General features: G+C 68.1%; 21 protein-coding genes and 1 pseudogene. 10 read left to right on the plus strand and 12 right to left on the minus strand.

All coding sequences use genetic code 11. The annotated features are described in order from the left end of the window. The first annotated feature begins 246 nt into the window (after positions 1-246). Positions 247-1,287: an LLM class F420-dependent oxidoreductase gene (locus ACWIGI_RS28925; protein WP_454205650.1), complete on the plus strand. Its 1,041-nt coding sequence runs from the start codon at positions 247-249 to the stop codon at positions 1,285-1,287. 125 nt (positions 1,288-1,412) lie between these two features. On the opposite strand, the gene ACWIGI_RS28930 is transcribed toward ACWIGI_RS28925, so the two are convergent. Together ACWIGI_RS28930 and tnpA are read right to left on the minus strand one after the other, a co-directional pair. Continuing rightward, positions 1,413-1,748 (minus strand): STAS domain-containing protein, encoded by a 336-nt coding sequence (locus tag ACWIGI_RS28930; RefSeq protein ID WP_454205680.1) that lies wholly within the window; start codon positions 1,746-1,748, stop codon positions 1,413-1,415. A gap of 500 nt (positions 1,749-2,248) precedes the next feature. Further along, complete coding sequence (tnpA, locus tag ACWIGI_RS28935; RefSeq protein ID WP_454205651.1) at positions 2,249-2,665, minus strand: IS200/IS605 family transposase; 417 nt, start codon at positions 2,663-2,665, stop codon at positions 2,249-2,251. Positions 2,666-2,690: 25 nt separating this feature from the next. Between tnpA and ACWIGI_RS28940 the strand changes: the two are divergent. Then, a pseudogene (locus ACWIGI_RS28940) lies at positions 2,691-3,524 on the plus strand (RNA-guided endonuclease InsQ/TnpB family protein); the annotation flags it as partial. Between the two features lie 67 nt (positions 3,525-3,591). Further along, positions 3,592-4,035, plus strand: coding sequence for a zinc ribbon domain-containing protein (locus tag ACWIGI_RS28945; RefSeq protein ID WP_454205681.1), 444 nt, complete (start codon positions 3,592-3,594; stop codon positions 4,033-4,035). On the opposite strand, the gene ACWIGI_RS28950 is transcribed toward ACWIGI_RS28945, so the two are convergent. Together ACWIGI_RS28950 and ACWIGI_RS28955 are read right to left on the minus strand one after the other, a co-directional pair. Further along, a complete protein-coding gene (locus ACWIGI_RS28950; protein ID WP_454205652.1) occupies positions 3,926-5,317 on the minus strand; it encodes a family 1 glycosylhydrolase in 1,392 nt (463 codons plus the stop codon). The genes ACWIGI_RS28945 and ACWIGI_RS28950 overlap by 110 nt on opposite strands. 200 nt (positions 5,318-5,517) lie before the next feature. Beyond that, positions 5,518-6,666: an asparaginase gene (locus tag ACWIGI_RS28955; protein WP_454205653.1), complete on the minus strand. Its 1,149-nt coding sequence runs from the start codon at positions 6,664-6,666 to the stop codon at positions 5,518-5,520. Between the two features lie 127 nt (positions 6,667-6,793). On the opposite strand from ACWIGI_RS28955, the gene ACWIGI_RS28960 reads away from it, so the two are divergent. The 3 genes from ACWIGI_RS28960 to ACWIGI_RS28970 all read left to right on the plus strand — a co-directional run bounded on the left by ACWIGI_RS28960 (position 6,794) and on the right by ACWIGI_RS28970 (position 11,162). Then, positions 6,794-8,428, plus strand: coding sequence for a bifunctional aspartate transaminase/aspartate 4-decarboxylase (locus ACWIGI_RS28960; RefSeq protein ID WP_454205654.1), 1,635 nt, complete (start codon positions 6,794-6,796; stop codon positions 8,426-8,428). A 29-nt stretch (positions 8,429-8,457) separates the two neighbouring features. Then, positions 8,458-10,140, plus strand: a complete 1,683-nt coding sequence (gene aspT, locus ACWIGI_RS28965) for an aspartate-alanine antiporter (RefSeq protein ID WP_454205655.1) — start codon at positions 8,458-8,460, stop codon at positions 10,138-10,140. 185 nt (positions 10,141-10,325) lie between these two features. Continuing rightward, positions 10,326-11,162, plus strand: a complete 837-nt coding sequence (locus ACWIGI_RS28970) for a hypothetical protein (RefSeq protein WP_454205656.1) — start codon at positions 10,326-10,328, stop codon at positions 11,160-11,162. 31 nt (positions 11,163-11,193) lie between these two features. Here ACWIGI_RS28970 and ACWIGI_RS28975 read toward each other — a convergent pair whose 3' ends face one another. From ACWIGI_RS28975 to ACWIGI_RS29005, 7 genes are all read right to left on the minus strand, one after another. Continuing rightward, positions 11,194-11,976, minus strand: a complete 783-nt coding sequence (locus ACWIGI_RS28975; protein WP_454205657.1) for an MmyB family transcriptional regulator — start codon at positions 11,974-11,976, stop codon at positions 11,194-11,196. A gap of 245 nt (positions 11,977-12,221) precedes the next feature. Then, a complete protein-coding gene (locus tag ACWIGI_RS28980; protein WP_454205658.1) occupies positions 12,222-14,570 on the minus strand; it encodes a SpoIIE family protein phosphatase in 2,349 nt (782 codons plus the stop codon). After that, positions 14,567-15,289: a SpoIIE family protein phosphatase gene (locus ACWIGI_RS28985; protein ID WP_454205659.1), complete on the minus strand. Its 723-nt coding sequence runs from the start codon at positions 15,287-15,289 to the stop codon at positions 14,567-14,569. The genes ACWIGI_RS28980 and ACWIGI_RS28985 overlap by 4 nt, the downstream gene beginning before the upstream one ends. Further along, the gene (locus ACWIGI_RS28990; RefSeq protein ID WP_379004552.1) at positions 15,282-15,707 is read right to left on the minus strand and encodes an ATP-binding protein; all 426 of its coding nucleotides are present in this window, start codon (positions 15,705-15,707) and stop codon (positions 15,282-15,284) included. Before ACWIGI_RS28990 ends, ACWIGI_RS28985 begins: the two co-directional genes overlap by 8 nt. Then, positions 15,685-16,074, minus strand: coding sequence for an STAS domain-containing protein (locus tag ACWIGI_RS28995; protein WP_354987686.1), 390 nt, complete (start codon positions 16,072-16,074; stop codon positions 15,685-15,687). Before ACWIGI_RS28995 ends, ACWIGI_RS28990 begins: the two co-directional genes overlap by 23 nt. Before the next feature lie 15 nt (positions 16,075-16,089). Further along, positions 16,090-16,986 carry an STAS domain-containing protein gene (locus ACWIGI_RS29000; protein WP_454205660.1) on the minus strand — a complete coding sequence of 299 codons (897 nt, stop codon included), beginning with the start codon at positions 16,984-16,986 and terminating at the stop codon, positions 16,090-16,092. 195 nt (positions 16,987-17,181) lie between these two features. Next, positions 17,182-17,658, minus strand: a complete 477-nt coding sequence (locus tag ACWIGI_RS29005) for a MarR family winged helix-turn-helix transcriptional regulator (protein ID WP_454205661.1) — start codon at positions 17,656-17,658, stop codon at positions 17,182-17,184. A gap of 550 nt (positions 17,659-18,208) precedes the next feature. Here ACWIGI_RS29005 and ACWIGI_RS29010 point away from each other — a divergent pair. From ACWIGI_RS29010 to ACWIGI_RS29025, 4 genes are all read left to right on the plus strand, one after another. Continuing rightward, the gene (locus ACWIGI_RS29010) at positions 18,209-19,885 is read left to right on the plus strand and encodes a fumarate hydratase (protein WP_454205662.1); all 1,677 of its coding nucleotides are present in this window, start codon (positions 18,209-18,211) and stop codon (positions 19,883-19,885) included. 17 nt (positions 19,886-19,902) lie between these two features. Continuing rightward, positions 19,903-20,490 carry a M15 family metallopeptidase gene (locus ACWIGI_RS29015; protein ID WP_454205663.1) on the plus strand — a complete coding sequence of 196 codons (588 nt, stop codon included), beginning with the start codon at positions 19,903-19,905 and terminating at the stop codon, positions 20,488-20,490. Positions 20,491-20,732: 242 nt separating this feature from the next. Then, complete coding sequence (locus ACWIGI_RS29020; RefSeq protein WP_454205664.1) at positions 20,733-20,969, plus strand: hypothetical protein; 237 nt, start codon at positions 20,733-20,735, stop codon at positions 20,967-20,969. 274 nt (positions 20,970-21,243) lie between these two features. Beyond that, positions 21,244-21,801, plus strand: a complete 558-nt coding sequence (locus ACWIGI_RS29025) for a metallophosphoesterase family protein (protein ID WP_454205665.1) — start codon at positions 21,244-21,246, stop codon at positions 21,799-21,801. Positions 21,802-21,953: 152 nt separating this feature from the next. Here ACWIGI_RS29025 and ACWIGI_RS29030 read toward each other — a convergent pair whose 3' ends face one another. Continuing rightward, entirely contained in the window at positions 21,954-23,171 is a 1,218-nt protein-coding gene (locus ACWIGI_RS29030; RefSeq protein WP_454205666.1) for a hypothetical protein, read from the minus strand. Positions 23,172-23,638: the final 467 nt, after the last annotated feature.

Consider the following 23,638-nt stretch of genomic DNA (forward strand, 5'->3'; position numbering starts at 1 on the left):
GATTGCTGCCGGATTGCTATCAGGGTGGCTCTGCATGCTCGGCACCACATCGTCCTCGCTGTCCGCTCCGGTCTCTCCGGAGCTGAACGGCGAGGACGATCCGGGACGTGCAGTGCCACGTTTCGTGCCATAATTTCTCGGGACAGCGCAGGTCGGCCCCGGACATCGCGGGACATTGCTGATGATCATGGTCCCGACCAGGGGTGCGATGAATTCGCTTCCTGGCCTGCGCCTATGCTGCCATTCATGCGTATCGGATTGTCGATCAATTACACCGACGGCTTCAAGGAAATCGCCGCCGAGGTGGCCGATCTCGAGAAGGCCGGCCTCGATATCGTGTTCGTGCCGGAGGCGTATTCGTTCGACGCGGTGAGCGCGATCGGCTACCTGGCCGGCAAGACCGAACGGGTCGAGCTGGCCTCGGGCATCATGCAGCTGTACACCCGCACGCCCACCCTGACCGCGATGACGGCGGCCGGTCTGGACTACGTCTCGGACGGGCGCTTCATCCTGGGCCTGGGCGCCTCGGGCCCGCAGGTGATCGAGGGCTTCCACGGCGTGCCCTACGACGCCCCCATCGGCCGCACCCGCGAGGCGCTCGAGATCTGCCGCAAGGTCTGGCGGCGTGAGCGCCTCGAGTACGACGGCAAGTACTACACGATCCCGCTGCCCGCGGAGAAGGGCACCGGCCTGGGCAAGCCGCTCAAGCTCATCAATCACCCCGTGCGCGAGGACATTCCGGTGCTGCTCGCGGCGCTGGGCCCGAAGAACGTCGAACTGGCCGCCGAGCTCGCGCAGGGCTGGCAGCCGATCTTCTTCCTGCCGGAGAAGGCCGACGACATCTGGGGCGAGTCGGTGAAAGCCGGTCTGGCCAAGCGTGATCCGAAGCTCGGCGATCTGCAGGTCTTCGCCGGTCCGGCGCTGGCGATCGGCGACAACGTGGAGCCGCTGCGCGAGTTCGTCAAGCCGCACCTGGCGCTGTACATCGGCGGCATGGGCGCCAAGGGCAAGAACTTCTATCACACCCTGGCCACCAAGTACGGCTACGGCGCCGAGGCGGACCGCATCCAGGAGCTGTACCTGCAGGGCAAGAAGGACGAGGCCGCCAAGGTGGTGCCGGACGATCTGGTCCGCGACGTCTGCCTGATCGGTTCGGCTGGCTTCGTCAAGGAGCGGGTGGCCGCGTTCCGCGAGGCCGGGGTGACCGCGCTCAACGTGGTTCCGCTCGCGGCGACCCCCGCCGATCGGGTCAAGCTCGTGGAGCAGCTGCGCGCGATCTGCGACTGATCACCGACACCGGCCGCGCATTCGATGCGGCCGGCCGCCGATCTGACAACGCCCCGGCCGTACGTGACGGCCGGGGCGTTCTGCGTTCGTGTGTTCGTGACCGCGCTGTCGCGGGCGGGATTCGCTCAGTTCTGCTGCAGCGCCGTGAGCGCCTCGGGCAGCGTCGAGTGCAGGGCGAAGACCTGATCCAGGTTGGTCATGCGCAGCTGACGCCCGGTCGCGGGCCCGTCCGCGACGACGGCGATGCGGGTGCCCCCGGCGCGCTGGTGCGCGGCCACGAGCGCGGCCATGCCGGCGGAGGCCAGGAAGCTCACCTCGGACAGGTCGATGATGAGGGCGCCCGGCTTGCCGCCCAGGATCGATTCGATCGCGTTCTCGAGCGCGGGTGCGGTCGCCAGGTCGACTTCACCGATCACGGCGAGCACGGTCGCATCGTCGTGGACGGTGACCGAGGTGGTCATCGTTTCGCCGAGGGGATACGCGTCTCCGGAAGTGTTGGTCACCTAAGAGACTCTACAAGTGAACGGTGGCGCAGGTGTCCGCAACAGTGTCAGCTAACCCGCATATCGCTGGTAGGCAATGATTTTCGTCGGCGTGCACACGCATTCGGGCGTACGACGCCGCGCGGGGATACCCGTTTTCGGTGAAGTGAAACACTCGAAACGAATCTCGCATGTCAGCGCAGGTCGGGGGTTGCGCGGTGGTGCGGGCCGCCCGCGCTGCGGGTGCGCGGGCGGCCGAAAACCGGGCCGCGGAAGATTCCGGACGGTATGGGCGCGTCGTGATCGCGCCGCAGCGTCATTGCGCCGACGGCGCAGATGCGCCACCGACGTCTCTCCGTCGGCGGCGCATCGTCCCGTGCCGGGCGGCCCGCCCCACTACCGGGTGTGGGCTAGTGCGCCCGTCCTTCAGGGCGGTGGTGAAGGCCCACGCGGGAGGGCCGCCAAGGCCTGAGCGTGCTCTAGACCGGACGGTGCTGTTGTTCGATGTACTGCCGCATGATCGACAGCGGTGCGCCGCCGACTGACCCGGCGAAGTAGGAACCCGACCACAACCGGTTTTCGCGCCAGTAATGGGGCACGAGGTCGGGGAACTCGTGGCGTAGTCGTCGAGAAGAGACCCCCTTGAGCGAGTTCACGAGCTTGGACAGGGCGACCTTCGGGGGGAAGTTCACCAGCAGGTGCACGTGGTTGGCTTCGCCGTTGAACTCGGCCAGTTCGCATTCGAAGTCGGCGCACACCGCCCGCATGATCTCTTCGGCCCGTTCCAGATGCCGGTCGGTGAAGACCGGATGCCGGTACTTCGTTACGAAAACCAAATGTGCGTGAAGTTCGAAAACGCAGTGTCTGCCTGTGCGTATGTCATCCAGTTCGCTCACAAACCAATACGGTATACTGTGAATTGTGCAGCTCCGGTACAACTTCCGGGTCTACCCGACGCCCTGCCAGCGGATCGCGCTGGCTCGCGCGTTCGGGTGTGCGCGGGTGGTGTACAACGACGGACTGCGTGCCCGGCGGGAGGCGTTCGAGTCCGGACAGCGGATCAGCGACGGCGAACTGTCCAAACGGCTCACCGAGGCGAAGGCCACTCCGGAGCGTGCGTGGCTGTCGGAGGTGTCGTCGGTGGTGTTGCAGCAGGCGTTGGCCGATTTGAACACCGCCTACCGCAACTTTTTTCAGTCGGTCGGCGGGAAGCGTAAAGGCTCGAAGGTGGCACCGCCGAGGTTCCGGTCCCGCAAGGACGGTCGGCAGTCGATCCGGTTCACGCGCAACTCACGGTTCGCGATCACGGTTGGCGGGAAGTTGCGTCTGCCGAAGATCGGGGAACTCGCGGTGCGGTGGTCGCGGGAGCTGCCGTCGGAGCCGTCGAGTGTGTCGATCATCGAGGACGCGGCGGGTAGGTATTTCGCGTCGTTCGTGGTGCTGGTGAACGACGAGGCGTTGCCGCCGGTGGAGTCCGAGGTCGGTATCGACCTGGGCCTGTCCACCTTCGCGGTCCTGTCGAACGGGCAGAAGATCGACAGCCCGAGGTTCCTGCGGCAGGCCGAGCGCCGTTTGCGTAAGGCGCAGCAGGCGTTGTCGCGCAAGGAGAAAGGCTCAGCCAATCGGGCCAGGGCCCGCGTTCGTGTGGCGAAAGCTCACGCGCGGGTGGCCGATACACGCAGGGATTGGGCGCACAAGCACTCGACACGGATCATCCGCGAGAACCAAGCGGTGTACGTGGAGGACTTGAGCGTGAAAGGCCTCGCTCGCACCCGCCTGGCGAAGTCGGTTCACGACGCGGGGTGGGGGGATGTTCGCCCGCATGTTGGAGGAGAAAGCCGGCCGGTACGGGCGGCGGTTCTCGAGGGTGGATCGTTGGTTCCCGTCCACCCGCATGTGTTCGGTGTGCGGGGCGGTGGGGGAGAAACAACCGTTGCGCGTCCGGGAGTGGACGTGCGCGTGTGGAACGGTCCACGACCGCGATCTCAACGCGGCCGTCAACATACTCGCGGCCGGACGGGCCGAGAGTTCAACGCCTGTGGAGCTGGTGTCAGTCTCGACTTCGGTCGCGCGACCGGCGGTGAAGCAGGAACCCGCCGGGAGCGCGGCCCAGCCGCAGCGGACCGGAATCTCCCGCCTTCGGGCAGGAGAGGACGTCAAGGCACGGACACCGGGCGCAGGCAGCTGCCGGCGGGCGTCACGATCGAGCACAGGGCGGGCTCGCGGGTCGGCCGGTAGTCGGCGGGCACGCCGCCGCGCGCGGTGATGTCGCGCAGCGCCGGCACCGCGGTGGTGGGCCGCCGGGTGAGTGTGGGGTCGGTCTTCACATCGACCGTGTAGAGGCCGAAGCGCGGTGCGTAGCTGCCCCATTCGTAGTTGTCGGTCAGGCTCCAGTAGTTGTAGCCGATGACGTCGATGCCGTCCGCCTTGGCGCGCTGGATCCAATACACGGTGTCGCGCAGGTGGTCTCCGCGGTCGTAGCCGTCGGCGCGGGGGAGTCCGTTGTCGGTCGGCATGCCGTTCTCGACCACGTAGAGCGGCAATCCGGGGAACTTCTCGGCGTAGCTGCGCAGGTCGTAGTAGATGCCCTCGGGTTCGATGGCGTTCTTCCAGAGTTCGTCGCCCACCAGCGCCGGTGTCGGCGGATTCGACAGGGACGCACCGTAATAGAAGTCGATGCCGAGGTAGTCGAGCTTGTCGCGCACCCGGTCGACGAACAGCAGATCGGTGAGGTTCTGCACGATCGGGTACTGCGCCACGTTGCTGGTGACCCGGGCGCCGGGCTGGCGTGCGTGAATGTAGTCGTAGATCTCGCTGTGCGCCTGCACGAGTCGTTCGAACATGGGCAGCGCGTCCAGCAGCCCGATGTCGCCGATCCGGATCGACTGCACGACATAGCCCATGGGCTCGTTGATGGTGACCCACAGCGGGTCCAGCGGCGCGTAGCGATCCACCACCCGGCGCATATTGGCCAGCCAGTCGGACACCATGTTCTTGTTCTTCCAGCCGCCGCGATCGTCCGCCCAGCCCGGGATGACCCAGTGGTCCAGGGTCAGCATGGGTCGCATGCCCGCGGCGCGAATGCGCTGCACGACCCGGTCGTAGAACTCGAAATCCGCCTCGCTCCACACCCCCGCGTGCGGCTGCACCCGCGCCCATTCGATGGAGAGCCGGTACACCCGCACGCCCAGGCTCGCGGCCAGGTCGATGTCGTCGGCGTAGCGGGTGTAGAAGTCGACCGAGTCGCCGTAGGTGTCGCGGGCGCTGCCCGAGCTCGCGTGCCGGCTCCAATTGCTGTCCGGCGCATGGCCTTCGGATTGGAAGCCGGACATCGAAACGCCCCAGAAGAAGTCCGGGCCCAGGGCCTGGACGGTGGTCGGCGCACCACCGGAGCTGCCGGTGCCGGAGCCGCTCGCGCTGCCGGACCCCGACCCGGTGCCGGATCCCGATCCGCCGCTGCCGGTGGGCGCGGCGGCGCTCATGCCGGAGCCGGCCAGGGTGATGACGACGGCCGACACGACCGTACAGAGCAGCCGAGAACGTCTCATGCCAGTACTTCCTCCGGGGCGATCCAGCGCGTCCCCGACATGGCCGCGCATGGTGCCCACACCCTACTGGTCACTCGTCCAAAAAGAGGGGTGAATGGATCGAAACGTGAAAATGACACGGCGCCAGTCTGTTCCGATGATCCGGCGCGGATGCGTCGTGCGCATCCGTGCCGGTTTCGAAGCTGCCCGCCCGCGGCGGATCAGGACGCGGCGGCGAAGTCCCGCTGCACCTGCTGCGGATCGGTGACGCCGTTGACCAGTAACAGCTGCAACAGGATTCGGGACTTGGCCGGATTCAGCCCCAGCGCCGACACGGTCCCCAGCTCGTCGTCGTTGAGTTCGGCGTTGCGGACCACCGCGCCGGACCCGACCCGGCTCGACCGCACCACCAGCACCCCCTTGCCCGCCGCCGCGCTCAGCGCGTCCACCACCGGCTTCGCGGTGTTGCCGTCGCCGACGCCCGCCAGCACCAGACCGCGCGCGCCGTGCCCGAGGGCGTCGTTCACGCCGGTGGCGTCCATACCCGCGTGCGAGTAGATGATGTCGACCCGCGGCAGCGGCGCGGACCCGGGCACCGGGAAGCTCAGGCGCGACTGCTGCGCGGCCGGTTCGGCGAAGGTCACCGCGGCGGCGTCGACGTGCCCGACGGGCCCGGTGTTGGGCGAGACGAAGGTCTGCACGCTGGTGGTGTTGGTCTTGGTCACGTCGGTCGCGCCGTGAATGGTGTCGTTGAGTACCACCATGGTGCCGCGATCGCGCGCGGCCGGATCGGCCGCGACCTGCACGCCCGAGCGCAGATTGGCGGGTCCGTCCGCGCTCAGCGCGGTCGAGGGCCGCATCGACCCGACCAGCACGACCGGTTTCGGACTCGACACCACGTGGTCCAGGAAGAACGCGGTCTCCTCGATGGTGTCCGTGCCGTGGGTGACCACGATGCCGTCCGCCTCGTCCGCGGCGAAGATCGCGTTGATCCGGTTCGCCAGCTTCAGCCACACCTCGTCGTTCATGTCCTGGCTGCCGATGTTGGCGACCTGTTCGGCGTCGAGCGTCGCGATCTTGTCGAGCCCGGGGACGGCGTCGATGAGGTCCTGCGCGGACGCCTCGCCCGCGGTGTAGCCGACCGCGGAGTTGGCATTGGCCTTGCCCGCGATGGTGCCGCCGGTGGCGAGGATCGTGACGCGGGGAAGATCGCCGGGGTTCGGGCTCGCCGAGGTCGTCGCGGCGGCGGGTTGCGCGGCCGCCGAGGTGTTTCCGGCGCCGGATTCCTCGGGATCGTTCGCGCAACCCGCAACCAACAGGCTCCCGCAGGCGAACAGGCCGAGAATACGGAGAATGGAACTTCGCGCCATGGAGACTCCTTCAGAATCGGGTTGCGCGCGTATGATTCTTCCGTTCAGTAGTGATCCTACGATTCTTCCTATCACGGTGTGCGCTGCCTCAGAGATCGACCGGACTTCGACATACGGAGAGTGGACGATGAGCATCGATAATCGGGTCGATCGCGGAACCGAGAAGAAGTACGAACAGCTCAGCCCTTTCGAACTGAAGGACGAGCTCATCGAACTGGCCGATGAGAATATGCGCAAGACCGCGCACGTGATGATCAACGCCGGTCGCGGCAATCCGAACTGGACGTCGGTGGTTCCCCGCGAGGCGTTCTATCTGCTCGGGCAGTTCGCGATCGCCGAGGCGAAGCTCGACTGGGACGAGTTCCCCGGGCTGGCGGGTATGCCGCAGCCCGCGGGCATCGCGGCGCGATTCGACGAATTCCTCACCCGCCAGCCCGAGACCGACGCGGTGACACTGCTGCGCGGCGCGGTCGAATACGGCACGGTCACTTTGGCATTCGACGCCGACGCCTGGGTCGGTGAACTCGCCGACGCCATCCACGGTGACCACTACCCGGTTCCGGACCGCATGCTGACCCACATCGAGCAGGTCGTGCACGCCTACCTGGACCTGGCCATGGGCGGCGCACCGGACAGCGGCTGGGACCTGTTCGCCACCGAGGGCGGCACGGCGGCCATGTGCTACCTGTTCGATTCCTGTGTCGTGAACGGCATGCTCGCCCCCGGCGACCGCATCGCCATCATGACGCCGATCTTCACGCCGTATCTCGAGATTCCCGAGCTCGAGCGATTCAAGTTCGACGTCCTCGAGATTCAGGCCTCCAAGACTTCCGCCGACGGTATGCACACCTGGCAGTACCCGGCCTCGGAGATAGAGAAGCTCACCGATCCCAGCGTCAAGGCGCTGTTTCTGGTAAATCCCTCGAATCCGCCGTCGGTCATGCTGGATTCGGCGACGCTCGAGCGCATCGCGCAGATCGCGGCGAAGGAGAATCCGAACCTCACCATCATTACCGACGATGTGTACGGGACCTTCGTCGAGGGATTTCGATCGCTCATGTCGGTGGCCCCGGCCAATACGATCGGCGTCTATTCGTTCAGCAAGTATTTCGGTTGCACCGGATGGCGACTCGGCGTCATCGCGGTGGCCAAGGACAATATCTTCGATCGGCGGATCGCGAATCTTCCCGCCGCCGAGCGTGATCGGCTCACCGCGCGGTATTCCAGCATCGCGCTGGAACCGGAGAAGCTGACATTCATCGACCGCATGGTTGCCGATTCGCGCGACGTGGCGCTCAATCACACCGCGGGATTGTCCACCCCGCAGCAGGTGCAGATGGCGCTGTTCTCGCTCGCGGATCTGCTGGACAGGGATCTCGAGCATCGCAAGAACTGTGAGGCGATCATCGACCGGCGGCTACGGACACTGGCCGAGGCGCTGAAGGTCGAGGTGCCGCGTGATCCCAACGCCGCCAACTACTACGTCGAGCTCGATCTCATGGTGTGGGTGAAGCAGCACTGGAGCCCGGAATTCGCGGCGTGGCTCGAGTCCGAGCACGAACCGGTGGATCCGGTCTTCCGGCTCGCGGAACAGGGTTCGATCGTGCTGCTCAACGGCGGCGGGTTCGACGGGCCGCAGTGGTCGGTGCGGGTGTCGCTGGCCAATCTGCGCCAGGACAGCTACGCCGAGATCGGGCGCTGGCTGGTCCGGATCATGGACGAGTATCACGAGGAGTTCCAGAACCGCGCGAAGACCAACTGACCGGGCCCGCCGCGACAGAGGACGACTTCATGGATGCGATCAAGACGTTCCTGCAGGACACCCCGGAGGCCGCGCTGTTCCTGTGCCTGGCACTGGGTTACGCGATCGGCAAGATCAAGATTTGGAAGCTGTCGCTGGGCGGCGTCGCCGGCACGCTGATCGTCGCGATCTTCGTCGGCATGGCGGGGCACATCACGGTGAACGACCAGGTGAAGAACATCGCCTTCGCGATGTTCATCTTCACCCTGGGCTACATCTCCGGTCCGACCTTCTTCGCCAGCCTGAATCGAAAGAGCCTGAAGTACGGCACTTTCACGCTGATCGAGGTGGCGAGCGTGCTGGCCATCACCGCGGCCGCGACGCTGATCATGAACCTCGATCCGGGCACCGCGGCCGGGCTGCTGGCCGGCGGCGCGACCGAGTCCGCGGCCGTCGGCACCGCGACCGACGCCATCGCCCGGCTGGACCGCTCACCCGACGAGATCACCGCGCTGCAGGCCAATGTCGGTACGGCGTACTCGATCTCGTACATCTGCGGATTGATCGTGGTGGTGCTGCTGTCGAGCCAGATCTTCCCGCTCGTCATGCGGATCAATCTGCGCGAGGAGGCCGACAAGCTGTGGAAGCAGCTCGGCGGCGGCAACGACGACGCGGACGGCACGCAGATGGAGGCGGCGCCCGAGCTGGTCGGGCGGGCCTTCCGGGTGCAGCGGGTGGCCGGGCGCAGCGTCGCCCAGGTGACCTCCGATCTCGGCGGGCATCTGACCGTGGAGCGAATCCTGCGCGGCGGCAAGGTGATCGGCGTCGCCGATGATCTGGTGCTGCGGAACGGCGATCAGGTGCTGATCGTGGGCCCGCGCACGGACATGGTGCCAGCCGAGAACGCCGTCGGCCCCGAGATCGTGCCGAGCGCGGATCTCGAGACCGCGCTGGAAATCGATCAGGTGGTGCTGGATCACCGGCAGCGCGCCACGACCCTGGACGGAATCGACAAGCAGCTGGGGAGCCGGCTGTACGTCACCGGCCTGGTGCGCGAGGACAAGGAGCTGCCGCTGCGTCCGGGCATGCCGGTGCAGCGCGGTGACACCCTCAAACTCACCGGCGCGAAGGCCGATCTCGCGAAAGTCGTTCCGACCCTGGGCTATCGCCTCGATCCGACGGTCAAGGCCGACATCATCTACATCGCCCTGGGCCTGACCCTGGGCTTCATGATCGGCAAGATCGTGGTCCAGGTCGGCACCATCCCGCTGACCCTCGGCACCGGCGGCGGCTGTCTGCTCACAGGCCTGCTCTTCGGCTGGTTCCGCTCCCGTAATCCGGAGATCGGCCAGTACGCCCCCGCCGCCGCCGACGTCATCAAGACCCTGGGCCTGTCGGTCTTCATCGCCGTGGTCGGCCTGACCTCCGGCCCGCAGGCGGTGGACCTGGTGAAGAAGTTCGGCTGGGGCCTCCCGATCGCGGGCGTCCTGATGACCGCGATCCCCGCGTGTATCTCCCTGGTGGTCGCCTGGAAGTTCATGAAACTCCCCGCCCCGCTGGCCCTCGGCGCGATCACCGGCCAGCAGTGCTCCACCCCGGGCATCTCGGCCGTCCAGCAGGTGGCCGGCAACGCGACCCCGCTGATGTCCTACACGATCGTCTACGCCCTCTCCAATGTCGCTCTGCCCCTGCTGGGCCCGATCGCCGTGGCCATGACGGTCGCCCTGACCTGATCGGAATCCGGCCCCGCCGACGCCCGCATCCGCCGATCGGATGCGGGCGTCGCGCATGAGCGGCCGTCTGATCGGCCGACGCGAGCCCACCTCGGATGCGGGCTGAAATGTGGCTGTTGCAAAGCGGTTCCGCGCTGATCGGCGGGCGCGCGAGGGTGTCCCCGCGAGCGGATACCATGTCGCCCATGGGGAGGATTCGGCCGATGGTGGCCATGATCGCGCTGTTGTTCGTCGTTTCGGCTTGCGGACAGGATGATTCGGGCTCGAGCGCGGACGGGACGACGACGCCGGCCTCGGCGTCGAGCATCCCGAACGCGGTGACCTCGACCGCGCCCGTGTCATCGAGTTCGCCGTCGTCGACCACGACGACCGCACCGGCATCGAATCCGGCGACACCGGCGGGTCTGCCGCTGTGCGGGGACACCGAGCGTGCGGTGAGCGGGCCGTCACCGGACTGCGCACTCGTCTCGCGCGACCGGGCAGGACTGTCATTCGTGGTGCGGCACAGCGATAACAGAGGCGCGACGACGGTGACGATCGAGGTGACAGACCGCGACGGCGCGGTCCACCAGACTCTGACCGAGGTGGTCGAGACCGGGATCGCGCGGCCCTACCTGCTCGAGCTCGCCGATGACGGCCGTGATCAGCTGGTCGTTCCGCTGCACTCCGGCATGGTCAACGTCACCTACGCCATCTACCGCGCCTTCGACGCGACACCGAACTTCGTGCGAACCGGCACGATGGTCGGCATCGGTGTGGACCGCACGGCGAGCGGGTACCTCGCCGGCCAGATCCGCGGCGGCTCGGCGGGCAAGTACTGGAACACCGAGTTCTGGCGCTTCGACGGCACCCGTCTGCGGTTCGTGGCGTCGATCCTGATCACCCACCACCCCGACGCACCCGATACCTGTGCGCCGGACCGCGACGGGACGACCGTGGCCAAGGGCCCGGAGATCACCGACCCGGAAGCGGTGCAGCGCCTGTGCACGGAGGAGATCCTGCGAACCCGAGCCGTCGGGTGATCCCGGGCGTTCGCCGCCCCGCGCGAACGTCCTACGCCTGCACCGGCAGCAGGAACTGGGACACCAGCCAGCCCGGGTAGGCGCCGGACTGGAGCATGCCGGTCTGAACGAGAACCGTTCGATCCGCGCGGGTGTGCAGGTCGCGCAGGGTGATCCGCCAGACCGGGGGAACCGCGGCCACGGCGCCGTCGGCCCAGATGCGCCGGAACTCGGGGTGGCGGCTCAGCTCGTCGAGGAGCTCGGCGAAGGCGGCCATGCCGCCGAAGCCGCCCATCGCCAGGCGGAACGCCTGGACTGACAGGGTGACGTCGGCGAGCCAATCGGCCAGGACCTCGCGGGCCAGGGGATGGGCGAAGAGCCAGCGAAACTGGTTGCCGCTCTCCAGCATTCCGGGGAAGGCGCGCTCCCAGCCGGCGTTGCGGCACAGGACGTGACCGCCGACGGCGGTGATGGCGGCCGGATGCGGGCCCTCGAGCAGGCGCCGGATCTCGGGGGTGATGGCGGCGCGGAGGTCGTCCAGGGCCGGGTAGGAGGTGTTCGTCAGGCCGGCGAGTTCGCGCAACTGACGCCGGTCGACGACCGAAAGATGTTCCAGGCGATCGAGATAGCGGATGACCGCGTCGACGACCTCGCGCGTGGGATTGTTGCGCGACCCCTTCTCGAGGTGCGTGATGTAGCTCGCGCTGACCCCGGCGTTGAAGGCCAGGCGCTCGCGCGAGACGTGCCGGGCGTCGCGCAATCTGCGCAACAGCGTGCCGAAGGTCGGCGCTACGAGTTTGCTCGCAACCTGATCGTGTGACAGCTCCGCGGTCACGGCGTCCCTCCTCCCCGTCGCCCCGCACGGACCCGCATTCGTGTGAGCGACCTCTCGACTGTGCCATGAAAATCCTCCCACCGCAGGTCGGTGAGCTGAGCAACAGGTCCGCCACCGGCGAGAATGAGCGCACTCAGTGATCATGAAAACAGGAATTCGCCCGTCCCGCCGCAGGATTCGTGTCCTGGGTCACAGTCGAGGGGGTGATTGCGGAACGTTCTCCGAACCTGCCGGCAAACCTCGGGTCAGACGCGGCTGGCGGCGGAGAACGAGACGGCGGGCAACTTGGTGGTCATGCGGACCTGGGTGCCTGGGCCGGTGTGGTCGAAGTCCAGCTGGGTGGTCAGCGCCCGCATCATGGCGATGCCCCGCCCCCGATGACCCGGGTCCGAGGGCAGCGGCCGCCAGACGCCGGTGTCGGTGACCACCAGGGTGACCGTATCCGGCCCGCATTCGGCCGTGAGCAGCACCCGATCGCCCGTCCCGCCCTGCAGGTAGGCGTGCTCGATGCTGTTGCTGCACGCCTCGTTGGCGGCGGCGATGAGATCGGCGGCGCACTCGTGCGGGACCGCCGCGGCGGCGAGCCAGAACTTGAGCGCGCGCCGGATACCGGAGAGCTCGGCGGGTTCGGCGGGCAGATCCAGGCGCAGCGGTTCGGGCGGCTGCCGGTAGACCACCATGGCGACGTCGTCGTCGTACCCGGCGTCCGGGCGCAGCCGCGAGAGCACCGCGTCGGCCACCTCGCGCGGCAATTGCCCCGCCGCGCCGGACAATTCGTCGGCCAGTTCGACGAAGCGCTCGTCGATGTCGATGCCGCGCTGTTCCACCAGCCCGTCGGTGAACAGCACCAGGGTCGACCCCGGCGCCATGGCGGTGGTCGCCTCGGGCCGGCGCGGCAGGTCGAATGTCGCCAGCGGCACCGCGCGCCCGCCCTCGAGCAGCCTGCCGGTCGTCCCGGGCTCGGCGAGCACCGGCGGCATGTGCCCGGCGCTGGAGTAGCGCACCAGCCCGCGCACCGGATCCAGGATCGCGGCGCACACCGTGGTGCACATGGCCCCCGGAATTCGCGAGGCCACCGCGTCCAACTCGGCCAGCAACTGCGCCGGGCCCGCCCCGCGCAGCAGCAGTGCCCGTGCGGCGGTACGCAATTGACCCATCACCACGGCGGCCGCGAGCCCGCGGCCGACGCAGTCGCCGACCACCACGCCGATGGTGTCATCGGCCAGGCGCACCACGTCGTACCAGTCGCCGCCGATCTCGAGCGGCGGCAGCGCGGGTTCGTAGTGCACCGCGAAACGCGGCGGCAGTTCGATGGGTCCCAGCATGGCGCGCTGCAGGGTCAGCGACGTGGATCGCGCCTGATCGAAGTTCCGCGCGCGCTGCACCGCCAGGCTCAGATGCCCGATCAGCAGCGAGAACAGCGCCCAGTCGCCGGAGGTGATGACCCGCGGCGCGGCGAACCGCAGCCACAGCGCCGAATCCCCGGACTCCCCGAGCGGGGCGACGATGCCCTCCGAACTGGCCGCGCCCTCGGGGATGGCGAACATGGTGCGGCCCGGCCGCAGCCGCGCCCGATCCAGCAGCGCGCGCGCCCGGGCGTCGAGCACCCGGCGCGATTCGCGCCCGTCCCGGCCGCCGTCGCGCCCGTCGGACGCGCCGAAGCTGTTGTGCGCGGCCAGCGAATTGCGCATACCGCTGACGCTGTCGCCCGTACCGTTGCCGCGGGGAGCGGCCTGGCCGTCCGGAATGTCGTCCGAGACATAGAATTCCGGCCCGGCGTGCCCGGTCCACACCGAGACGACCGCCGACTCGGCTCCTATCGCGCGGCGCAGCTCTTCGAGCCCGACGGCGAGCACCTCACCGACGCCGGTGGCCGCGACCACCTCGGCCGCCATCCGCGAGATCGCCTGATCACGCGCCTGCGCGTCGTGTTCGGCGGTCACGTCGCGAATGGTGCCCACGAAGATGCGCTCGTCGTTCTCGGGCTTGATCAGCGAACTGGTGCTCACCGCGAGCCAGATCTGGCGGCCGTCGCGATGGCGGATCGGGGTGACGAATCGCGCGGCGTCGGTGCCCAGGTCCGGGTAGCGGGGCGCGTCGGGCACGGACCAGGGGTGGGGGAGCGGGTAGGGCACGCCGTCGGGTCCGTAACCGGTGAGTGCGCCGAAAGCCGAATTCACCTCCACCAGCGTGCCTTCGGAGTCGACCACGAAGAACCCGTCCTGCAGCGACTCCACCAGCGCGGTGCGGAAGGCGTCGCGACCCGCGAGATCGTCCGCGCGCGAACGCTGTTGCTCGTACCGCCGGGTGCCGTCCAGGAAGCCGCGGGTGGCCACGTCCAGCGCGGCCATGGTCTGCAACAGGAATTCCAGGGCCGCCTCGCCGCGATCGCCGACCTCGGGATCGGGCAGCAGCCCCTCCTGCTCCAGAATCCGGAAGTGGTGCTCGGTGAGATCGAGGATGCTGACGCCCTCGACCAGTGCGCGCCTGCCGAGTTCGTAGCCCTCGGCGAGCGTGTTCTGGTTGGGCGCGCGCAGATGCGTGCGCAGCGCGGCGGTGTACGCGTCGCGGAAGGCCGCCAGCACCGAGCTCATTGCCCGGTACCCCCGTGGCCGGGGACCGGATGACCCGCGAGGGTGTGTCCGGGTCCGGAATGACTGTGTCCAGCTTGGCTCTGCACCGAGTGCCCGTGCGCGAAGTGCCCGCGGTGGCGAGCGGCCAGCACGAGCGCGTCGTCGGTGTCCTTGGCGTGGCGCGCCAGCACCTCGGCGGTGATGTCGGACGTCGGCTTGCCCAGATCGATTCCGTCGGCGAAGTCGCTGGTGATGCCGTCGGTGGACATGAGCAGCAGATCGCCGGGGCGGACCGGCACCGTCTGCGGTTGTAGGTTCGGCGGCAGCAGGTACCCGACGATGCCGCCGGCCAGCAGCGCGGCGGCGCGGACGGCGGGTTTGCCGGGAGCCGCTGCTACGACGCGGGATTCGACGTTTCCGACGCCGAGCCAGTGCAGTTTCTCACCGGAGTCGAACAGGGCCAGCGATACCGCGGCCCCGCGGGTATCGGACATGGCACGATGGCACAGCAGCATCAGCACATCCAGGGGTTCGGCGCGATTCTCGGCCAGCACCTGCGCGGCCCGGTCGGCGGCGTCGGCGGCGGCGGCTCCGTGCCCGAGTCCGTCCAGCACCGCGAAAAGCACTGAGCCACCGCCCGCGTCGAGTACGACGGAGCGGTCACCGGATACCCGTTGCCCGGGTAGCGCGCGCCCGGCGACGGCCCATTCGACCGCGCCGATGAAACCGTCCTCACGCACCGGTGGGTACCCACTTCCACATTTCCACAAGCGTGCCCTGACCCGGTTTGGAAGTGATGGCGAGGCCGTCCATGAGGCGGCGCGCACCGGGCAGGCCGAGCCCGAGACCGCGCCCGGTGGAGTAGCCGTCCTCCAGCGCGCGGTCGATGTCGAGGATGCCGGGGCCCTGATCCTGGGCCTGAACCACCATGGAGCGGCGGCCTTCCCGGTCCTGCACCGTGAGCCTGACCTCACCGGTGCCGGCGTAACTCGTGATGTTTCGCGCCACCTCCGAGATGGCGGTGGCGATCATGGTGCGATCGGAGAGCGAGAAGCCGAGAGCGCTTGCCATCTCGAGTCCCGCCTGCCGTGCGGTCACGATGTCGTTGGACACCTTCACCGCGATCACCACGTTTTCAGCGGCCACGATCACGACCATCTCGTTGGCCACGGGCGTTGATCTTGTGGTTCAGCCAGGCGAGACCCTCTTCGAGGTCCAGTGCGGTGTGCATGCCCTCGAACGTGAGTCCGAGTTGAACCATGGCGAATGCGACTTCGGGTTGCAGGCCGACGATGACCGTTTCCGCGCCTCTCAGCTTGGTCATGTGGGCGATGGTACGCAGCGACCTCGCGGCGAAGGAGTCCATTACATCGATTGCGGTGACATCGACGATGATTCCCTGCGCGCGGTACTTGCTGACGTACTTCATCAGGTCGTCCTGCAAGCGCTCGGTATCGGCGTCGGTGAGTGCGGACTGCACCGACGCGATCAGATAGGTGCCCTGCTTGAGTATGGGTACCGGCATTGGCCCTGTCCCGGTTTACCGTCCGTCGCGATCGGCGGGAACTCGCGACACCTCGTAACCCAGGAGTCGCTCCGCCTCTTCGATACCGCCCTGAAGGTCGCCGACGGCGTTCATCTTCGACAGATCCAGGCCGATGGTTACCAGTGTGAGCGCGATTTCCGACGACAGGCCGGTAATGATCACATTCGCGCCCATGAGCCCGGACGCGTCCACGGTCTGCACCAGGTGGTTGGCCACGGTGGAGTCGATCGCCGGCACACCGGTGATGTCGATGACGACGACCTTGGCGCGGTTGGCGCGAATGGCGCGCAGCAGCTGTTCGGTGAGCTGCCGCGCGCGCTGGGAGTCCAGCACGCCGATGATGGGGAGGATGAGCAGCTGCTCGCGCACCTGCAGCACGGGGGTCGAGAGTTCGCGAATCGCCTCCTGCTGCTGGCGGATAACGCGCTCGCGCTCCTGCACGAAGGACACCGATACGGTGTTGGCGATGCGGTTGGCGGCCGGTTCGTACGCGTCCAATACTCGCTTGAGCAGCTCGAAGTCGCTCTGGTACTTCTCGAAGAGGCTGCGGGCCAGCACATCTCGCAGCAGGAGCACGATGCCGACGACCTCGTCGGTCTCGACCCCTCGCGGAATGATGCGCTCGGACAGATCGCGCGCGTAGGTCTGCAGCGCTTCGACGCTACCGGTCTCGAGTACCTCGACGTAGTTGTCGTAGACCGAGGTCGCCTCGGAGAAGATCTCCTCCGGGGTCATCGCGGTCAGCAGCTGGGCATCGGTGATGCGACGGGCCCACTCCTCGCGCAGCTCGGTGCGGTTCTGCCGCAGATGCTCGACCAGCTGCGGGAGCAGATTGTCGACAGAACCGCCGGATTGTGAATCCGCCGGAAGGCCGATGGACACGTCGGACATGGAAATTCCTGCCCCTTTCGCTAAGGCCAGGTCGGGTGCTCGCTCATCGTCGATCAGCACAGCGCCGACCGATTTGCCGACCGTACGCCGGTGCCGACTGACGTCGGAAGCCGGTGCCGAGCCTAGTCTTACCCACTACCCGGCGTGTGCCAAACCAAACGCCGGTCAGCCCCTTCTTATCCGCGAAATTCGGGTTCAGGAGGGGTTCCGGGTGGCCGGACGGCGGTGATGGGCGAGCAGGGTGTCGTAGATATCAGCGAGCGCGGCGAGTTGGCCACCGTCCAGGACGTCGATCATGTGCCTGCGCACGCTGTCCACATGGGCGGGCGCGGCGCCCGCGAGTACCTGTTCGCCCTTGGCGGTGAGCACGGCGGCGGTGCGCCTGGCGTCGTCGGGCACGGCCTCGCGCGCGACGAGTCCGCGCTTCTCCATACGGGTGATCTGATGCGAGAGCCTGCTCTGCGACCACTCCAGCACCGCGGCCAGTTCCGCGAAGCTGCGCCGATGGTCGGTGGCGTCGGCGAGGCGGGCGAGGACGGTGTACTCGACGTAGGTGAGGTTGGATTCCTGCAGGGAATCGCGTCCGACCGCCGCGGCGATGAGGTCGCGGGTGAATACGAATCCCAGCCATGCGCGCGTCTCGACGTCGTCGAGCCAACGGGGTTCGGTCACGGTTCCACTCCCGGGTTCTGCACTCATGCTAAGTCCTCCCCGCCGCCGATAAGCGCATCATCACAGGTAACCACCCCCCGACTTGAAGGTGCAACCTGTGCCGACGCACACAACACCGTCGCCGATTCGCACAAATCCGAGCCGCGTACCTGGGCTTCGCCGCTTGTGCGAAGTGAGCCGGGTGTGCAGCGCGGTCGCCGTCGCATCGGCTGTCGCGGTGATCACAACGCGCTCGGCCTGGGTGAAGGCCGTCGGCGCGGCGAGGGCTGTCACGATAATCCGCGCCGACCGCGAAACGTTCGGTGTTCGGCCTGATGAACAAGTGTGCGCAGTGTGAAACGGGTGCTGCCGGAGCGGGAGTCGGAAACGCGCGCGTCCGGAGGACCGAGACGGCCGGGCAGCGGTCGACGGTCGAGCGGCGACCGATCGGGCCGTGGGTGACTGTGCGGTAAGGCTTGCCTGTGCTCGGGCACGGGGGCGGTGGTGGTTACAGTCTTTCTGCTTGAACCGTTGGCTGAACAGCCCCAGCCCTGCTCGAGGAGTGCGATTCGTGACCGCGCCTGACTTCCTGTACTCGGATCTGCTGCCTATCGGTGCCGACGAGACCCCGTACCGGTTGCTGACCACCGAGGGTGTCAGCACGTTCGAGGCGGGCGGGCGCACCTTCCTGCAGGTCGAGCCCGAGGTGCTGCGCATGCTGACCGCCGAGGCCATGCACGACATCAGCCACTTCCTGCGGCCCGACCACCTCAGGCAGCTGCGCAAGATCATCGACGATCCCGAGGCGAGCGGCAACGACCGGTTCGTGGCGCTGGATCTGCTCAAGAACGTGAACATCTCCGCGGGCGGCATCCTGCCCATGTGCCAGGACACCGGCACCGCCATCGTCATGGGCAAGAAGTCCGAAGGCGTGCTCACCGGAGCCGATGACGCGGAATGGATTTCGCGCGGTGTGTTCGACGCCTACACCAAGCTGAACCTGCGCTACTCCCAGCTCGCGCCCATCACCATGTGGGACGAGAAGAACACCGGACAGAACCTGCCCGCGCAGGTCGAGTTGTATTCCGAGGCGGGCAATCCCGCGTCGCCGGCCTACAAGTTCCTGTTCATGGCCAAGGGCGGCGGGTCGGCCAACAAGTCGTTCCTGTTCCAGGAGACCAAGGCCATCCTGAACCCGGATCGCATGCTGGAGTTCCTGGACGAGAAGATCCGCTCGCTCGGCACCGCGGCCTGCCCGCCGTACCACCTGGCGGTCGTGATCGGCGGCACCAGCGCCGAATTCGCCTTGAAGACGGCCAAGTACGCCTCCGCGCACTACCTGGACAACATGCCGACCGAGGGGTCGATGGCCGCGCACGGCTTCCGCGACCTCGAGCTCGAGGAGCAGGTCTTCAAGCTCACCCAGTCCTTCGGCATCGGCGCGCAGTTCGGCGGCAAGTACTTCTGCCACGACGTGCGCGTGATCCGCCTGCCCCGGCACGGCGCCTCGCTGCCGGTCGCCATCGCGGTGTCCTGCTCCGCGGACCGCCAGGCGCGCGCGAAGATCACCGCCGAGGGCGTGTTCCTGGAGCAGCTCGAACGTGAACCGGCGCAGTACCTTCCGGAGCAGACCGACGCCATCCTGGGCGGCGACGTGGTCCGCATCGACCTGAACCGGCCGATGGACGAGATCCGTTCCGAACTGTCGAAATACCCGGTGAAGACTCGGCTTTCGCTGACCGGCCCGCTGGTCGTGGCCCGCGACATCGCGCACGCCAAGATCAAGGAGCGGCTGGACGCGGGCGAGCCCATGCCGCAGTACATGCGCGACATGGCCGTCTACTACGCCGGTCCGGCCAAGACCCCCGACGGCTACGCCTCGGGCTCGTTCGGCCCGACCACCGCCGGCCGCATGGACTCCTACGTCGATCAGTTCCAGGCCGCGGGCGGCTCGCACGTCATGCTGGCCAAGGGCAATCGCTCGGCCCAGGTCACCAAGGCGTGCAACGCGCACGGCGGCTTCTACCTCGGCTCGATCGGCGGACCCGCCGCGCGGCTCGCCCTGGATTGCATCAAATCCGTCGAGGTTCTCGAATACCCTGAACTCGGCATGGAGGCGGTGTGGAAGATCGAGGTCGAGGACTTCCCGGCCTTCATCGTCGTGGACGACAAGGGCAACGACTTCTTCGCCGAAACCTCGAAGCCGATCGCGCTGCGAGTGCGCGAGCGGTCCAAGGAACGAGTCTGAGCGAAGGAGCTGATTCGATGCGGGCGTACGGCCGCGGCGGAGTGCGGGTTTCGACCGCACGACGGAATGTCTCGACCGTGCGGCGGTACGCCGCGATAGCCGCCCTGGCGGGCGCGGGCGTGGTGGGCGGCGTGCTGCCCGCCCCCGCGGGCGCTTCGCCCCGGGCCCACGCGGCTCCCGTCCTGCCCGGCACCGTCGAGGCGGCCGCCGCGGGGTCCGAGGGCCTCGATCCGCTGCTGGCCGCCGCCTACTCCGCAGCCGAGGCAGAGGCGCACGCGCAGGGCGTCCCGATGTCGATCACGTCCGGGTATCGCAGCCCGGCCCAGCAGGACGCGCTGTGGCAGGACGGACTCGCCACGTACGGCAACCCGGACGAAGCTCGCCGCTGGGTGCTGCCGCCGGACGAGTCGACCCACGTCTCGGGTGAGGCCGTGGACGTCGGTCCCGTCGAGGGCGCGGCCTGGCTCGAAGCAAATGGGTACCGGTGGGGGCTCTGCCGGGCGTTCCTGAACGAGTACTGGCATTTCGAGTTGCTCACGCTGCCCGGCAGGCCCTGTCCGCCGATGTGGGCGGACGCCGCCGAACGCCAGGCATTCGGTTCGTGACGTACGGCGAACCTCGTAGCGGGGACCGGTATCTCGTGTCGGAGACGCGGCCGGATCATCCCCGCCCGCGGCGACTATCGGGCGCGACCGAGCGCTGACAGCGAACAAATCCGACCGGACACTCTGGTGTCCGGTCATTCGCCGCTGTGCGCACGTCGTGGATTCGGCATCCTGGGTTCGGCACATATCTAGCTACGGAGGCATGGGTGGGCAGGCAACGCGCACGAACGGCACACGGCTCGATGAGCCATCAACGCCCTCCCGTTCGCATCTCGCGTGTCGCTCCCAGAAACACCCCGCCGCGCTCCGCCCTGGACGCCGTCCTCACCCCCGGCTGGCTGATTCTCGAACTCCCCACGGCGATCCTGCTCGCGGTGTTCGTCGGCACCGGCTGGCTCGGCTACGCCCAGCACTCGGGCACCCCCGCCGCCCCGCGCCCGGCCGTCGTGGTCCCCGCGGATCAGCCGTCGGGGCGCTGAGCGGCCCGGCCGGTGAGCCGTTCGGGCGCTGAGCTTTTCGGCCGGCGGTGACGCATGGACCCGGGTATACCCCGACGCGCTGAGTTGTGCCGCCGCTGACCGGACCGGCGGCCTGGAACCGGGCCGGGCGTACCGCTTCGAGGCGTATTCGGACGGCGGCCGCGCCCATCCCGCGCGAACGCTGGTGACGTGCCCGGCCGGAACACCGGAATCCACGGGTGTTTTCACGACCCTCACCCCGCCGCCGGGCCGGCTGCTGCGCACGATCGCCCTGATGAACGACCTGCACCACGGCGAGGACCGCAGCGGCCTGCTCGCCGGCTCCGGCGGGACCCTGTCCGCCGGACAGGTCGAGCGCCTGCGCGAGCTGTTGCGCGCGGACCCCGAACGTCCGACGCTCGTATTCGGTCACCATCCGGTCACGAGGCACGCGGCGGTAAGCAACCCGGGCGGACCGGGTTTCGTGCTCGACAGGGCGAATGCGGCGGCACTACACGGCATCTACCGTTCGGCGCCGGGGGTGTTCCTGCATCACAGCGGTCACACGCACCGCAATCGGGTGACCCGGCCGGACATCGGCGTCGGCGTCGAGTTCCTGGAAGTGGCGGCGGCCAAGGAGTATCCGGGCGGCTACACGCTGCTGCGGGTCTACGAGGGCGGGTACCTCGTGAACTTCTACAAGACGCGTTCCGCGCTCGCGCGGGAGTGGAGCACCCGCACCCGCCGCCAGTACCTGGGCCTGCATCCCGATCACGCGCTGGGCAGCTGCGCCGACCGCAATCACGCGGTGCGGCGCGACTTCTCCGGTTTGCGTGCGGCGCGGGCCGAGTAGTCCGCGGGCACCACTCCTCACCCGGCGATCAGCTGATTATCGCCGGGTGAGCCGGTCGCGTGCACCCGGTGCGGGTGTGTGCGCCGGGGCGTGCGGACTCGAATCGAGTTGGCGCGCAGCGACGGTCGCGACCGCGGCGCTGGACCCGAAGATCAGTCGTCGAATCCACCGGAGCTGCCGTTGCGGGCGCGCGCGGCGGCGCGGGCGCGGCGGCGGGCGGCCTGGAGTTCGGCGAGTTCCTGTTCGAGGGTCTCCGCGATCCGGAACTGGCCGGTGTCGTACACGTTCAGCGGCGGCACCGGGTCGGCGCCGTCCGAGAGCGAGGACTCTGCCTCGAGCATCTTGCGGGATTTCGTGGTGGCCGAGGTGCGTTCGTCCCGTTCCGGGGCGCGCGGCGCCTCCTTGGGCTTGGCCTTGGGCTTGACCGCCTCGGCGCTGTCGACCACCTGACCGTTGCCCATGTCGCGAATCTGCTCGGACTCCACGTGCGGCTGACCCGCGGTGAGCGCGGGCGTGGCCGGAGCCATGGGCGTGTTCGGCGCCGGGTTGCGGGTCGGCCAGCTGACCACGGTCGGCAGGGTGCGCCGCAGCGTCTCGGCCGGATCCGGCAGATCCCGGATCTGGTCGGTGGCCCGCACGATGGCCAGGCCGTACCGCGCGCTCGCGGCGTTGTGGATGAGCAGCGCGACGCCGATCATGATGGGCGCGATGGCGTGCACGGCGACGTCGTACCAGCTACCCGACTTCAGGTACGGGTAGGTGTTCAGGGTGACCGTGAGACCCAGCAGGGCCATCTCCGCCGCCACGACCTGCTTGCGGCTGTCCAGCACACCCCACTCGGCGACCTTGTTGGTGCCGACCATGATGATCACGAGGCAGACGCTGATCATGCCTTCGAGCAGGTAGCTGAACCAGAAGAGCGGATCGCTGGGGCCACCGGGCGCGATGTTGTGCTGCACGTTGACCGCGGACCAGAGCATGCCGGCCGCGACGACGCCGGCCAGCGCGCGCAGCGACCAGGCCCGATGCTTGTACAGCGACGCCAGTTTGGCGTGCGGGCTGGACTCTCGCCGCTGCGCGGCGATCGCCTTGCGAGCGAGCAGGAGGTCCCGGATGTCGGCCTTCTCGATCTCTTGGGTGGTCTGCCGCGTGCGATCGGCCGTGGCGGCCGCCGCCTCGGCTTGCTTCCAGCGCTGCGAGCGATCCTCGTCGCGGATGCGCTCGGCCAGCTCGCGTTCGGCTTGCAGCTCGTTTTCCGAGAGCGCTTCGGTGAGGGCGGGATCGAACTGGTAGACCAGCCGTCCGCGGGCCTTCTCGACCCGCCGCGCCAGCTGGGAGACGTCGTCCTCGGGCGGATGTTCGAGAGTCATCAGGACCCCTGTCCGGGGAAGTTCGATGGGCGAGCGGTGAACTCGAAAGGGATCGGCACGGAAAACATTTCTAGTCGATAACTGCCTCTCGGCGAAACTGTTGATTTGCCGATGTACCAATCCTTACGGCGCGCCGCGCCGCGACACGCGCAATTGGATCTTGCCCGGGACGTTTACCGGGTGGTATCACGCAGGGCGTCAAGGTGGGTGATCGGTACTGTGCCGCCGACGGATTCGCGAGATTCGGTGATACGGAACGGACATGGATCCCTCGCGCGGCCGCGGTGGCGGCGCGCGTGGGTGGCGGCGAATCCGACATCACGCATCGAACCGGGCGTTCGGAACCAATCGCCGGGTCGGTGCGCGCGGGCTCTCGCGGCCGCCGCGCTTCGTAGCGTAGTGAACGCGTTGCCGTCGCTTGCCACCCGAATCGGGTGCCTTCGGTACTCGTTTCGTGCCGGGGGCGG

The organism is Nocardia sp. NPDC055321 (assembly GCF_053645575.1).

Bases quoted from the DNA above. Each gene is read 5' to 3' on its own strand.
- aspT (WP_454205655.1), top strand. From the start codon at position 8,458: ATGGATGCGATCAAGACGTTCCTGCAGGACACCCCGGAGGCCGCGCTG.
- ACWIGI_RS29030 (WP_454205666.1), bottom strand. From the start codon at position 23,171: ATGACTCTCGAACATCCGCCCGAGGACGACGTCTCCCAGCTGGCGCGG.
- ACWIGI_RS29000 (WP_454205660.1), bottom strand. From the start codon at position 16,986: ATGTCCGACGTGTCCATCGGCCTTCCGGCGGATTCACAATCCGGCGGT.
- ACWIGI_RS29025 (WP_454205665.1), top strand. From the start codon at position 21,244: ATGAACGACCTGCACCACGGCGAGGACCGCAGCGGCCTGCTCGCCGGC.
- ACWIGI_RS28945 (WP_454205681.1), top strand. From the start codon at position 3,592: ATGTTGGAGGAGAAAGCCGGCCGGTACGGGCGGCGGTTCTCGAGGGTG.
- ACWIGI_RS29015 (WP_454205663.1), top strand. From the start codon at position 19,903: ATGCGGGCGTACGGCCGCGGCGGAGTGCGGGTTTCGACCGCACGACGG.
- ACWIGI_RS28990 (WP_379004552.1), bottom strand. From the start codon at position 15,707: ATGGTCGTGATCGTGGCCGCTGAAAACGTGGTGATCGCGGTGAAGGTG.
- ACWIGI_RS28980 (WP_454205658.1), bottom strand. From the start codon at position 14,570: ATGAGCTCGGTGCTGGCGGCCTTCCGCGACGCGTACACCGCCGCGCTG.
- ACWIGI_RS29020 (WP_454205664.1), top strand. From the start codon at position 20,733: ATGAGCCATCAACGCCCTCCCGTTCGCATCTCGCGTGTCGCTCCCAGA.
- ACWIGI_RS28930 (WP_454205680.1), bottom strand. From the start codon at position 1,748: ATGACCACCTCGGTCACCGTCCACGACGATGCGACCGTGCTCGCCGTG.
- ACWIGI_RS28925 (WP_454205650.1), top strand. From the start codon at position 247: ATGCGTATCGGATTGTCGATCAATTACACCGACGGCTTCAAGGAAATC.
- ACWIGI_RS28995 (WP_354987686.1), bottom strand. From the start codon at position 16,074: ATGCCGGTACCCATACTCAAGCAGGGCACCTATCTGATCGCGTCGGTG.
- ACWIGI_RS28960 (WP_454205654.1), top strand. From the start codon at position 6,794: ATGAGCATCGATAATCGGGTCGATCGCGGAACCGAGAAGAAGTACGAA.
- ACWIGI_RS28955 (WP_454205653.1), bottom strand. From the start codon at position 6,666: ATGGCGCGAAGTTCCATTCTCCGTATTCTCGGCCTGTTCGCCTGCGGG.
- ACWIGI_RS28970 (WP_454205656.1), top strand. From the start codon at position 10,326: ATGGGGAGGATTCGGCCGATGGTGGCCATGATCGCGCTGTTGTTCGTC.
- ACWIGI_RS28950 (WP_454205652.1), bottom strand. From the start codon at position 5,317: ATGAGACGTTCTCGGCTGCTCTGTACGGTCGTGTCGGCCGTCGTCATC.